We start from the raw sequence: 13,053 nt of genomic DNA on the forward strand, positions 1-13,053 counted from the left end.
TCATAGTTTTTCTCATCGTTCTTCGGTTGAAAATCCCCCGAAGAGCTGGGTCAGGGGTTCGCCCATATACTCGTCCTTGAATTCATGCGGATGCACGAATTCTTCCTTAAACCACGGGAATCGCGCCGGATTGAAGGCCTCGATCAGCCAGTCAATCATGTGCCGCACGCGCGGAATCCGGCCACTACCGGGATGGTAGGACAGCCAGATATCCAGCGGTCTGTTCAGCTCGACCTCCAGTGGAATCAACTTCCCGCCAAGCGCAATGGCGTAGCTCGGGAATACGCCGATTCCGGCGCCATTCGCGACAGCCCAGTAGTTGGCGCTTGAGACGTTGGTCTTCATGACCAGAAGGTCACGTTCCGAAACGCCCGGGAAGAAGCTCTCGAAGGATTCCTTGGCGGCGAGCTGGTCGGCGAATTGCAGCACCAGGCGGTGCTTGATCAATTCCACCGCGGAGCGCGGCGCGCCATGCTTTGCGATGTATTTCTCGGAAGCCCAGAACATCAGATGCATGCGGCCGAGCCGCACCAGCTTGATGTCGAGCGCGGACGGCCGCGACAGATGGATGGCGACGTCGGCCTCGTGGCGGGAGACGTCGGCCGAGCGCATCGCGCAATGCAGGTCGACCAGGATCTTCGGGTAGGCCTGCTGGAATTCGACCAGCCGCGGGGCGAGCCAGAATGTCCCGAGCCCCTCGGTGATCGCGACCCGGACCTCGCCGGACAGGGCGTTGGCCATCGAATCGCTGGCGCGCAGGACATCGAAGGTCGCCGCTTCCATCCGCTCGACGGCGGAGACGACCAGCGCGCCATCGTCGGTGAGGTGGGTGCCGTGGACGTCACGGGTGAATAGCGTGGTGCCGGTCTGGCGCTCGAAATCGTCGATTCGCCGGCGGACAGCGTTGATCGACAGCGACAGGCGTTCGGCCGCCGAGCGGAAACTGCCGCATCTGACGACTTCCAAAAATATCCGGGCCGCGTCCCAATCGGAGAGGCCGCTGAGATTTGTCTTTGGGCGTTCCTCCAGTGGAACGCCCCTTTCCGCCAAGGAGTGCATACAAGTCCCTTCTGGGCGCTAAACTGGCAGAATCTAGCGCAAACCACAACCACGACGGGTTGGGGATTGGCGAGTTTTGAACGTCATCCTTAGCGTGCTAGAGTGGTATTGGAGTGTGCCGGGGTCTGGGAATCGGGCGAGTTATCGCCTGGAAGAGGGGTACGCGTGCGTTCCGTTGCGAGCCTTGAATTGGCTGCGGGATTGCCGGGTCTGTCTGGACCGGATGGCGGCGCGCGAGATTTCGCGCAGCGTTGCGGACTAGATCATTCGCGTCTCGACAAGCATTTTGCCTTTGACTGCTTCGATCTTCGCCGCTCGCGCCGCGGAGCCACGTTGGTTGGAACCGCGGTTTCAACGCAGAAACAAACTGAAATCGTATTCGAAGGCACGGACTCCTCGTGCTATCCTCGGCTCCGTATGGGGGCCAAGGGGATCGTCACAAGCATTTCTCGCAGGCCGAATTAACGGAAAGAACGCCGGTGTCGCATTCAGACGAACAATTGCAGTCGGTGCTGGAAACGCTCGAGGAGTGCCGCAGGGTTCTCAACGAGGCCAACAGCCGTGAGTCGGCCGAGCTACTGTCCATCGTCATCCTCGACGTGCGGATGAGGCTCAAAGGAATTGACAGTGCCGATCTCAAGGCACTGTGCGACGAAATGCTGCGGGGCGCTGCCAGCGAACCGCAGCCACCTTCCAAGCAGACGCAGGACCAGCCCCGGCGTCCGCTGCTCCGCGTGGTGAAGTAGCCGCGCCGCCCGACCTCGCGCTCGCGCGAGATTTGTGCGCGTCCCGATGCCGCATCTGTGATTGCAGACGGCATCGGGCGGAGCCTTGGTTTCCAGCGCCTCAGTTGCGCATTCCCCGGTATCGGTTACACCAGAGCCGGTTCGGCTCCGATGCGGCGTGCACTCTCGCGCGCCGCCCCGGAGCATGAGATGGCTCCGACTTCATCATGCAACATGTTTCGATCCCGGCGGCGCTGATTGCCGGCCTCGTCAGCTTCCTCTCTCCCTGCGTCCTGCCCCTGGTCCCGCCCTATCTGATCTATCTGACGGGTGCCACGATCGAGCATGTCGAGAGCGACGAGCCGGCCTCGGCCTCCAAGCGCGCGATCATGATGTCGGCGCTCCTGTTCGTGCTCGGCTTCTCCACGGTGTTCGTGGCACTCGGCGCCAGCGCCTCGCTGATCGGCGGGCTGATCCGTGCCTGGTCGGCGGAGCTGTCGATCCTGGCCGGCATCGTCATCATCGTGATGGGTCTGCACTTCCTGGGACTGACGCGGATCGGCCTGCTGATGCGCGAAGGACGGATGCCGATTCCCAAGCCCGTCGGCCTCTGGGGGGCCTACATCATGGGGCTCGCCTTCGCCTTCGGCTGGACCCCCTGCATCGGCCCGATCCTGGCTGCGATCCTCTCGATCGCGGCAGCCGAAGCCACGATGACGAGGGGCGCAGGGCTGCTTGCGGTCTATTCCGCAGGCCTCGGCATTCCCTTCCTGATCGCCGCCCTGATGATCGAGCAGTTCTCGGCGCTGTTCGCCCGCATGAAGGGCCAACTCGTCAATGTCGAGCGCGCCATGGGCGTGCTGATGGTGATCACCGGCATCGGCTTTCTCACCGGCGCGGTGTCGAATGTGAGCATCTGGTTGCTCGAGACGTTCCCGGCGTTGCAGACGATCGGCTAGAGCGGATAGCGGCTCTCTCGAGCGCTATCTGCTTCCGCCCTCTCCGACGACGACGAATGGCCCCCAGTAGGCGGGATGGGTAGCCTCAGCCGCGGTCGGGTTTTCCAGGAAGGCCAGCATGGCGGCACGCATCGCTCCAGCGCGCCCCAGCTCCGGCTTGTTCTTCAGCAGGTCAAAGGCCGTTGTCGTCAGCCGGGTCGTCGCAGCGGACTCCACCGGCCAATGCGATACCAGCAATGCCCGCGCGCCGGCATACATGAACGAACGAGCAAGCCCCGACAGGGCCTCCGCGCCAGGCTTGTCCCCAGCGATCGTGTTGCATGCCGACAGAACGACCCAATCGGCGTTCAACTTGAGTTGCGCCACCTCGCTGGATGTGAGGAGACCGTCGTCGAGATCCGACGATTCCCCGGGAATCGTGAGGGCAAGGGAAGGTTCGGCCAGACCCTTGACATCTCCGGCGACCAGGCCATGCGTGGCAAAATAGACAATCTTGAACTCCGACAGATTCAATTTCTTGACCAGCGTCTCGCTTGCCTCCTTCCGCAAGTGAATATCGCTCCGTGGAACGTTCAGAGTGCCGGCAATCGTCGTCAGCTCGTCTGCCGTATCGGCCAGGCGCGGCAGAGCCGTGGCCAGCTTTGCGCGATCGACGCCCGCGCCACTCCAGAAGGACGTGTACGGAACAGCCATCGACCGCGAGGCGGCGCGTGTGCTGGCGGATTCCCGCTCGGCATTGAAGATCGGGTCGCCAAAACCGACCATCGTCTTGGCCGCCGCAGAACGCTCCTGCGCAGACCGGAGCGCCTTGAGGCCGGAGACCGACGGAAGAACGCTGGTGGCATTGCGCTTCATCAGCCATGGCGCGTCCTTGTAGGCTGCCAAGTCCTCGCGAGACTTGGCCGTCATGGCAGGACTCTCGGTCAGCAGCAGATGCATCGGCAGCGCGCTCAGGACGTCGCTCTGAACGAGGATCCAGTGCCGCTTGTCCTTGATCAGCTCGTCAAGGGCGCCGAACAGGTCGCGGTAGAGTTCAAAGGCCCGGGCGAGATCGAAGATCTCCGTGTCATCCACACCGAGGCCCTTGCGGAAGCTGGCAACCCTCTGAGCCGCGGCACTTCGGCTGAGCGGGATGCTCTTCCAGATCAACTGCTCCCTGGTTGCCGCGAATACATATCCCTTGCTCTGGCCCAGCGACCAGAACACGAGTGCTTCATCGGGGGAAAGAAGTTGCTGCGCCTCAGCACCCTTCACAACGCTGGTCGACGTCAGCTCGACAAAGGACGGGGATTTGGCGGCGATGCTGCTCTTGATCCTGTTGAGCTCGGCCTCCTTCGCTGCCAGTGTTTGCCGCTGTTGAGCGATGAGTGCGGCATTGCGTTCCGTCTCGGATCTGGCCAGTCCATCGGCCAGTCTCTTTCTCAGAGACTCGACCTCGCCGTTCAGATCCTGCTCCGAGCGAACGAGGCCGGCGAGCTCGGGAGAGCCGGCAGCCGCTCGCTGCCCCATCGACTGCAGTGCCGCCGCGGTCGTCGAGCGGAGCGGCAACTGCGCAGCCTCGAAAGCCTCGGCGGACAGTCGCGCCGGGCCACCGGCGACGTTCGCATCACGCCCTTGTTCAAGCAAGGCGAGATGCTTCTCCACGCCTTCCGTGATCGTGTCGCCCCCAACATGGTCGCGCAATCTTTGGCGGATCTCGATCGACTTTCGCGAGCGCTCGATCGCATCAGTGAGATCACCTCGCTTCAACGAGGCGCCCGCCATGATCTCATAGGCCTCGGCGATGTAGAGTTCACGTTCGGTGTCCGGCACCTTGATGAGCTCCAGGCATTGCCCGGCATATCTCTCGGCCTGTGAATATTTCCCGGACGCCAATGCGATCTGACCAAGCGGAAGCAGCGGCGCGCACCGGATGAAGGAAGACATCCCAAAAGCCTGCCCAAAGTAGTCCAATGACTTGAGATACTCCCCTTGAGCAGCATCCATGTTGCCGCGCAGCTTCTCCAGCTTGCCCATGCCCAGCGCCGCCCTCGCCATGGCAGTCGGGTTGTTTCCGATCCGCGATGCCCGGCGGAATAACGGGGCGGCTTTGTCGAACTCTCTCAGCTCCGTATAAACGACGGCGAGGTTCTGCAATGGATTGGCCAGATCCGGGTGATTGGGTCCCTTGATGGTCTCGTCCATGGCCAGCGCCCGCTTGAGCAACGTCTCCGCTTCCTCGTAACGCTCCTCCTCTCTGAGGAGTGAGCCGAGATTGTTCATGAGCATCGTCACCATGCGATCGTTCCTGCCGCGGACAGTTTCCGTCGCGGCAAGGCTTGTCTCCGGATTGTAGCTTCCGGGCCGGATCTTCGACACCGCGCTCATAACCGTCAGTCCGGCGTTGTATGCTTCCTCGGACTCTTTCCAGCGGCCCAGGTTGCTGTAGACATTGCCGAGATTCGAATACGTCTGCGCTAGCGCGAAGTTCTTGTACTCCTTGCCTTGCGTCGTGCGGCCGAACAGCTCGAGGCTGCGAAGATGAATCTTCAAGGCCTCTTGATAGTCGCCGGTCAGGTTCAGCGTGTTGCCGAGACCGGCAAGGATCTCCCCGATCATGGGATTGTCGGCGCCGAACGCCTGCTCTCCGTTCCTGATGGCGCTGCGCGATAATTCTTCGGCCTTGCTGTAGTCGCCGAGCTGGAGATACGCCCGGGCGATGTTGTCTTCGGAAACGGCGCGGACGGCGGTGGGTGGATATTTCTTGTTCGTGCGCGGCAACGCGATGGCTTGCCACGTCTTCGCATACTCGATGGCCTGTACGTATCTTCCATCGGCCATGGCCTCCTGGTAGAGGCGCAAGAGCTTTTGCAGGTCTCCTTCGGCGGCACGTGAAGGAAGAGAGCAAAGTGAGCAAAGCAGGAGGCACAACAGCCCCAACGACGAAAAGCGACGCATAGGTCCCCGCCAAATCAAAATAAAAACGCTTGATGGTAGACTGGATGCCTGGCGCTGCCAACCGTTCGGCTTGCGCCAGCGGTCGCCATGAGCGGTTGGTGTCGCCCCTAAGAGTCCTTCAGTCCGTTCAGCGCACGTCGTCCAGCGCGAAGCTGATCGTGCAGACGACGCCGCGCGGCAGGAAGTCGACGGTCGCCTCGCCGCCAAGCTGGTCGCGCGCGCTGCGCTCGATCAGGCGCGAGCCGAAGCCGCGCTGCACCGGTGCCGTGACCAGCGGGCCGCCGATCTCGGTCCAGATCAGGCGCAGCCGCGGCTTCGGCACGTCGGCGATGACCTCCCACTCCAGCATCACCCGGCCGCTCTCGTTGGACAACGCGCCGTATTTCGCGGCGTTGGTCGCCAATTCATGCACGATCATCGACAGCACCACGGCAAGCCGCGGCGACAGCGGTACCGTGGGGCCGGTCATGCGGATGCGTCCGGAGTTCGCGGGCAGGAAGGGCTGGAGCACCCGGGTCACCACGTCCTTCAGCTCGGATCCCTGCCATTTCTCCTCGCTCAGAAGGTTATGCGCCTCGGCGAGTGCGCCGAGACGGCCCTCGAACTTGGTCCGCTCGTCGCGGCTCGCGCTGCGGAAAGTCTGGACCGCGATCGCCTGCATCAGCGCCAGCGTGTTCTTGACGCGGTGGTTGAGCTCCTCGATCAGGAGATCGTGCAGCATCTCGCCGCGCGCGATCGCGGTCGCCATCCGCACCGCGAAGGTCAGGCCGGTCAGCAGCAAAATGCCGCCGATCAGGCTGGTGATCGCGATGTTGCGCCAGAGCGGTGCGACCAGCGAGCTCTCGGCGACGCCGGCGGCGACGGTCCAGCCGGTCAGCCGCGATCGGGTGTAGGCGGCGGCGAGCGCGACGCCGTCGAGCGACACGGTCGGGAGCGATGCCTCGTCATTGCGGAACATCTCGGCGTAAAGCGAGGGCGAAGCGCGCTTGCCGAACGTTTCACTGGGGTTGGGCGCGCGCGCGAACACGGTGCCCTTGGCGTCGAGCAGGGACACCGTCCATTGCTGGTCGGGCCGCTGCCTCTCCACCAGATCCTGAAAGATGCCGATCGGCGGGCTGAAGCAGAGGTCGTAGATCACCTCGCCGTTGCGCAACACCGGAACCTCGACGGTGATAATCTGGCGCCGATTGATCGCGCCGGTGAACAGGTCGGAATATTGCGGCGCCTTGGTCGAGAAGACCCTCTCGACGATCTCCAGATTGGCGCGGTGAGGCAGGCTCGCAATGTCTTCCGTGGCCGAGGAAAACAACAGCCGGCCCTTGCGGTCGGAGATCAGCACGAGGCCGCCCTTGCCATACTGGTCGAGAAAGCCGAGCGCGATGCGGCGAAAGTTCCGGAAGTCGTCGTTGCGCAGCGAATTCGTCAGCGCAAGGACCTGGAGGCCGCCGGTCATCCGCTGCACCTCGGAGTCCAGCACGAGACGCATGCTGCGCACGTTCTCCAGCACGCGGCGCGTCGCGTCGCTGCGGTCCTGCTTGTAATTGTAGACGGCAATGCCGACGGCGAACACGATCAGGGGCAGCATCGTTCCCGCCACCAGGAGAGCGAGTCGGACCGGCAGGGTGAGCTTTGACAAACGCGAATGCCCTAGGAGCCGGCGCGACGGCGCCGGATGAGCCGAGCATAAAGCAGCACCGTGATTGCGCCACTGCACAATTGGTCATGGACCGCACCCGTTCCGGGCCGCCGGAGGCGCATCCAAGAGGTGAAGGTTGCAGTGCAATAGATGGCGTGAGTGCGGGTCCTGCGTCGAACTGTATCAGTCGAGAGCTCATCATTGTCCGGACCACGCATCCGAATTGGCTTCCGTCCCGCCGCAGTTTTTCATACCCTCCGCGAACGCTGGCCGCATGCCGGCTGCGCTCACGGCCCGGCTACAGGGCCGGAGCATCAAAGGGAGGGGAGACGATGAAGCGAAGATCATTTCTCGCTGGTATCGGTGCGACCACTGCGGCGGCCACGATTGGCATGCCGTCGATCCTCAGGGCACAGGCGCCGATCACGCTGAACGGCGCGGTCCAGTTCAACGACGACCACGCCTTCAACCGGGCACTGCTCCGGTTCGAAGAGCTGGTCAAGACGTACTACGGCAAGCCCGTCAACTTCACCCTGCACAGGAACTCCTCGCTCGGCCTCGAGAAGCAGTATTTCGAGTACATGTCGCAGGGCAAGGCGGTCGATTACGGCATCGTCTCGCCGGCCCACATGTCGACCTTCGCCAAGGCGGCCCCGTTCATCGATGCGCCCTTCGTGTTCAAGGGCATCGAGCACATGAACAAGGTCGTCGAAGCCAATATCCTGGCGCCGATCGCCGACGAGGTCGCGGCGAAAGCCGAGGTCGTTCTGATCGGCTATTCCGGCGGTGGCATCCGCAACATCTTCGCCAACAAGCCGCTCAGGAATCTGGCCGATCTCAAGGGCCTCAAGGTCCGCGTGCAGGGCGCGCCGATCTGGTCGAAGACCTTCGCGGCCGTCGGCATGAGCCCGACGGTGATCGCCTACAACGAAATCTACAACGCGATCCAGAACGGCGTGATCTCGGCCGGTGAAAACGAGGCCGCCGGCGTCGAGGCGATGAAGTTCTACGAAGTGGCCCCGCATCTCAACCTGACCCAGCACGCCGTGTCGATCCGGCCGATCTGCTTCTCGGTGAAGACGCTGAAGACGTTGCCGAAGGACTTGCAGGACGCGATCATGAAGGCCGGCAAGGAGGCTGGCGACTACGGCCGTCAGCTCGAGTCGAGCGAAGAGGTCGTCAAGCTCGACACGCTCGAGAAGGCCGGCAAGCTCAAGCGCGTTCCGTTCGAGGAGCGGGACGCCATGAAGAAACTCGCCGATCCCGTGATGGCCACCTACGCCAAGGAAATCGGCGCGGAGGGCATTTTCGAGAAGATCAACGTCGCCTGACCGCTCCATGTCGACCGACGGAATATCGGGGCAAGCCTTGCGGCTTGCCCCTTTGGTGATGATTGCCACCGCGGAGCTCCAATGACCGAAATACCTGTTGCGGCGACCCCGTCGCTATGGCGCCGAGCGACGGCGGCCTATGCGAAATTGCTCGAAATCCTGCTCGCGGCCTGTGTCGGCATTCTCGTCATCCCGGTGACGCTGCAGATCATATCGCGCTACACCCCACTCATTCCCTCCTACATCTGGACGGAGGAGATGGCGCGCTTCCTGTTCGTCTGGACCATCATGATCGGCGCCATGGTCGGCATCAGAGAGTCGCAGCATTTCGAGGTCGACATCTGGCCTGACCTGTCACGCCGAAGCGAGGCCATGGTGCGGATTCTCGCCCGGCTCGGCGTGCTGGCGATGGCGTTGGTGTTTGTGTGGGGCGGGCTCGAATTCACGCGGTTCGCCTGGAACCGTACGTCTGAACTGGCCGATCTGCCGCTCTGGATGATCCACGTCGCCTGGCCGGTGGCCGGGGTGACGTGGATCATATTTGCGGGCGAACAGATCGTCGACGAGATGCGGATTCTGCTTGGGGCAAAACCATGAGTGGGAATGTTCTTTCTGCCGGGCAGGCCGCACTGGTCCTGTTCGGGGTTTTCATCGGCCTGCTCATCATTCGCGTGCCGGTCGCCTTTGCGCTCGGCCTTGCCTGTGTGCCGATCCTTTTGATCGAGCCGCATTTGTCGATCATGACGCTCGCGCAGGAGACCTTCAACGCCTACAATTCGTTCATCCTGCTGGCGGTGCCGTTCTTCCTGCTGACCGCCAACCTGATGAGCATCGGCGGCATCACCGACCGCCTGGTCGCGTTGTCGCGCTCGATGGTCGGGCATTGGCCGGGATCGCTGGCGCAGATCAATGTCGTGCTGTCGGTGTTCTTTGCCGGCATCTCCGGTTCCTCCACCGCCGACGCGGCGAGCCAATCCAAGATCTTCATCGATGCCCAGACCAAGGAGGGCTACGACCTCTCGTTCTCCATCGCCATCACCGCGGTGTCGGCCGTGCTCGCCGTCATCATCCCGCCCTCGATCCTGATGATCGTGTGGGGCGGGCTGATCTCGACTTCGATCGCCGCGATGTACCTCGCAGGCATCGTGCCCGGCCTGCTGATCGCAGGCGCGCAGATGGCGACGGTGCATGTCTATGCCGTGCGCCGCGGCTATCCGACCTACCCGAAAGACAGCTGGGTCGATATGCGCTGCGCCATCTGGCGGTCGATACCGGCGCTGATGACGCCGTTCATCATCGTCGGCGGCATCCTGCTCGGGTGGTTCACCGCGACCGAATCCGCCTGCGTCGCGGTGCTGTATTCCGTGGCGCTGTCGACGTTTTTCTACCGTGAAACCGGGGCGCGCGAACTCTACAAGGCGCTGCTCGACACCGGACGCCTGGCCGGCGTCGCGCTGTTCTGCGTCGGCACCGCGAGCGCGTTCGGCTGGCTATTGGCCTATTACAAGATCCCGCAGGAACTGCTGGCCAACGTCTCGACCTGGGGCATGGGCGCGACCGCGGCGGGTTTCTTCATCGCCTTCTGCTTTCTGGTGGTGGGCTGTTTTCTCGACGCCATTCCGGCGATCATCATCGTCGGTACCGTTCTCGAACCGCTGGCCAAATCGGTCGACCTGCATCCCGTGCAGTTTGCCATCATCTCGATCGTCTCGCTGGCGTTCGGGCTGGTCACGCCGCCCTATGGCCTGTGCCTGATGATCGCCTGCTCGATCGCCGGCGTGCGGCTGCGCTATGCGCTGAAGGATACGGCCATCATGCTGGTCCCGATGCTGCTGGTGCTGGCCGCATTGATCATCTGGCCCGAGGTCTCGTTGTTCCTGCCGCGGCTGATCGTGCCGGAGATGCTCAGATAAGGCCCGATATCGCGATCCCGCGGCCGACGGCCGCGGGATCGATTCAATTGGTCACAGATTGCTCTCGGTGATCGCGGCATAGACCATGCTGCGCAGCTCGCGCCGGATCGGATAGGCGCTGGACGGGAGTACCTGCGTCATGAAGATCGCGATCAGCTCCTCGGCGGGGTCGATCCAGAACGAGGTGGTGGCCGCGCCGCCCCAATTGTATTCGCCGGGGCTGCCGGCGATCAGCGTCTCGGCCGGGCGCATGGTCACGGCGAAGCCGAGCCCGAAGCCGATGCCGTTATAGGTCGCCTCCGAGAACAGCGAGCGCGATACCTCGGGGAGGAAGCGGCCGCCCGGGATGTGGTTGGTCGTCATCAATGCCAGCGTCTTCGGCCCGATCAGCCTGATCCCGCCGAGCTCGCCGCCATTGAGCAGCGCGCGGCAGAAGGTGAGATAGTCGGCGACCGTCGAGCACAGGCCGCCGCCGCCGGAGATGAAGGAGGGCGGGGACAGGAACGAGCTCGTCGCCGGATCGTCCTGGAGCGTCAACCCCTCGCGGCGCTGGCCGGCATGGAAGGTCATGCCGCCGCCCGGGTCCGCCGAATAGCAGGCGGCGAAACGATGCGCCTTCGAGGCCGGCACGTGGAAGTCGGTGTCGGTCATGCCAAGCGGATCGAGGATGCGTGCCTTGAGGAACTGCTCGAACGGCATGCCCGAGATTTTGCCGATGAGATAGCCGAGCACGTCGGTCGCGACCGAGTAGTTCCAGGCTTCGCCCGGCGAGAATTCCAGCGGGATTTTTGCGAGGCCCTCGATCATGGTCTGGAGCGTGCCGGATTTCTCGACCTCGCCGATCTTCTCCGTCCGGTAGGCGGCATCGACATTGGAGCGCTGCTGGAAGCCGTAAGTCAGCCCGGAGGTGTGGCGCAGCAGGTCGACGATCAGCATCGGCCGGGTCGGCGGCCGGGTCAGGAAGGATGGCGCGGTGCCGGCGACGAACACGCCGAGATCCTTCCATTCCGGAATGTATCTGGCGACGGGCTCGTCGATGGCGACGAGGCCCTCCTCGACCAGCATCATGAAGGCGACGCAGGTGAGAGGCTTGGTCATGGAATAGATGCGGTAGATGGTGTCGTCCTTGACCGGCAGCTTGCGCTCGAGATCGGCAAAGCCCTGGACCGAGCTGTGCGCGACCTTGCCGCGGCGGTAGACCAGGAGATGCGCGCCCGGGAAGCGTCCGGCATCGATGTACCGGTTCCTCAGGTGTGCATCGACGCGGTCGAGCGCGGCCTTGGACAGGCCGACGGATTCGGGCGAGGCGGGGCTGGGGGCGAGCATCGGTTCCTCCGGGGCAGTTTCTCGACAAGGTGATAGCCGAAATGACGGCCCCATTCCAAGCCGGTCGCGCTTAACGCGGCCCCGCCGACTGGTGTAGGCTCCACCTTGGAACACGTCCAGGGAGCCCCAAGGAATCTCAAAAGGGGCCAACGAGAAAAACTTAAGGCAAACGCACCATGACCCAGTTCAACGAGACCGAGCTCACCGAAGCCGTCGTCAAGAGCTTCGACAACACGCCGAACCCGCGCGCGAAATTCCTGCTCCAGGAACTGGTGAAGTCGCTGCACGATTACGTGAGCAAGACCGGTCTCACCTTCGAGGAATGGGAATACGCCATCGATTTCCTGACCCGCACCGGCCAGAAATGCACCGACACCCGCCAGGAATTCATTCTCCTGTCCGACGTGCTCGGCGTCTCCATGCTGGTCGACGCGGTCAACCACCGCGACCGCGAAGGCGCCACCCAGACCACGGTGCTCGGCCCGTTCTATGTCGGCGAGCACAAGGTCACCGCGCACGGCACCGACATCTCGCCGAACAATCAGACCGGAGAGCGGATGTTCGTGCAGAGCCGCGTCACCGATCTCAAGGGCAAGCCGCTCGCGAATGTCCCGGTCGACGTCTGGCATGCCGACGATGACGGCTTCTACGATTCACAGAAGCCGAACTATGACGAGGTCGGCGCCTCGGCGCGGGCGCGCTTCATCACCGACAGCGACGGCCGCTTCTTCTTCCGCACCATCTTGCCGTGCAGCTATCCGATCCCGACCGACGGTCCCGTCGGCGAGATGATCGTGCAGACCAAGCGTCATCCGATGCGCCCCGCGCACGTGCACTTCCTGGTCAACGCGAAGGGTTACGAGCCGCTGATCACCCACGTCTTCATGGACGGTGACAAATATCTCGATTCCGACGTGGTGTTCGGCGTCAAGGACGACCTCGTCGCCAAGGTCGAGCCGCGCAACGATCCCGCGATGCCCGACGGCACCAAGGCAAACGGGCAGTGGCACTTGATGACTTACGAATTCCACCTCAAGCCCGGCGGCGGCATGGCGCCGAAGCCGCTGGGGGTGAAGGCCGAGGAGCCGGCGTGAGGGTTCTCGGTTGGGGCGCAAATTCAAAACCGTGCGGCCCTCGGGGCGCCACTATGTCCGCTGTGCTTTCGGT

The 13,053-nt window shown here is 63.2% G+C and carries 10 protein-coding genes; 6 read left to right on the forward strand and 4 right to left on the reverse strand.

Annotation, left to right across the window (positions count from 1 at the left end; all coding sequences use genetic code 11):
- Positions 1-12: 12 nt before the first annotated feature.
- The gene (locus ACXJMY_RS21820) at positions 13-1,059 is read right to left on the reverse strand and encodes a LysR family transcriptional regulator (protein WP_456621405.1); all 1,047 of its coding nucleotides are present in this window, start codon (positions 1,057-1,059) and stop codon (positions 13-15) included.
- A 479-nt stretch (positions 1,060-1,538) separates the two neighbouring features.
- On the opposite strand from ACXJMY_RS21820, the gene ACXJMY_RS21825 reads away from it, so the two are divergent.
- Both ACXJMY_RS21825 and ACXJMY_RS21830 read left to right on the forward strand, forming a co-directional pair.
- Positions 1,539-1,805, forward strand: a complete 267-nt coding sequence (locus tag ACXJMY_RS21825; RefSeq protein WP_456621406.1) for a hypothetical protein — start codon at positions 1,539-1,541, stop codon at positions 1,803-1,805.
- A 206-nt stretch (positions 1,806-2,011) separates the two neighbouring features.
- On the forward strand, positions 2,012-2,743 hold the full coding sequence (locus ACXJMY_RS21830; RefSeq protein WP_456621407.1) for a cytochrome c biogenesis CcdA family protein: 732 nt from the start codon (positions 2,012-2,014) through the stop codon (positions 2,741-2,743).
- 24 nt (positions 2,744-2,767) lie between these two features.
- Here the strand turns inward: ACXJMY_RS21830 and ACXJMY_RS21835 are convergent, their stop codons facing one another.
- Both ACXJMY_RS21835 and ACXJMY_RS21840 read right to left on the reverse strand, forming a co-directional pair.
- Positions 2,768-5,584 (reverse strand): CHAT domain-containing protein, encoded by a 2,817-nt coding sequence (locus ACXJMY_RS21835; protein ID WP_456621408.1) that lies wholly within the window; start codon positions 5,582-5,584, stop codon positions 2,768-2,770.
- A 223-nt stretch (positions 5,585-5,807) separates the two neighbouring features.
- Positions 5,808-7,265 carry a sensor histidine kinase gene (locus tag ACXJMY_RS21840; RefSeq protein ID WP_456621409.1) on the reverse strand — a complete coding sequence of 486 codons (1,458 nt, stop codon included), beginning with the start codon at positions 7,263-7,265 and terminating at the stop codon, positions 5,808-5,810.
- Positions 7,266-7,648: 383 nt separating this feature from the next.
- Between ACXJMY_RS21840 and ACXJMY_RS21845 the strand changes: the two genes are divergently transcribed.
- The 3 genes from ACXJMY_RS21845 to ACXJMY_RS21855 all read left to right on the forward strand — a co-directional run bounded on the left by ACXJMY_RS21845 (position 7,649) and on the right by ACXJMY_RS21855 (position 10,560).
- Complete coding sequence (locus tag ACXJMY_RS21845) at positions 7,649-8,647, forward strand: TRAP transporter substrate-binding protein (protein WP_456621410.1); 999 nt, start codon at positions 7,649-7,651, stop codon at positions 8,645-8,647.
- An 81-nt stretch (positions 8,648-8,728) separates the two neighbouring features.
- A complete protein-coding gene (locus ACXJMY_RS21850) occupies positions 8,729-9,244 on the forward strand; it encodes a TRAP transporter small permease (RefSeq protein ID WP_456621411.1) in 516 nt (171 codons plus the stop codon).
- Entirely contained in the window at positions 9,241-10,560 is a 1,320-nt protein-coding gene (locus tag ACXJMY_RS21855; RefSeq protein WP_456621412.1) for a TRAP transporter large permease, read from the forward strand. Before ACXJMY_RS21850 ends, ACXJMY_RS21855 begins: the two co-directional genes overlap by 4 nt.
- 51 nt (positions 10,561-10,611) lie before the next feature.
- On the opposite strand, the gene ACXJMY_RS21860 is transcribed toward ACXJMY_RS21855, so the two are convergent.
- A complete protein-coding gene (locus ACXJMY_RS21860; protein ID WP_456621413.1) occupies positions 10,612-11,886 on the reverse strand; it encodes a serine hydrolase domain-containing protein in 1,275 nt (424 codons plus the stop codon).
- Between the two features lie 176 nt (positions 11,887-12,062).
- On the opposite strand from ACXJMY_RS21860, the gene ACXJMY_RS21865 reads away from it, so the two are divergent.
- A complete protein-coding gene (locus ACXJMY_RS21865) occupies positions 12,063-12,980 on the forward strand; it encodes an intradiol ring-cleavage dioxygenase (protein ID WP_456621414.1) in 918 nt (305 codons plus the stop codon).
- Positions 12,981-13,053: the final 73 nt, after the last annotated feature.

It is taken from the genome of Bradyrhizobium sp. P5_C12 (genome assembly GCF_054049735.1).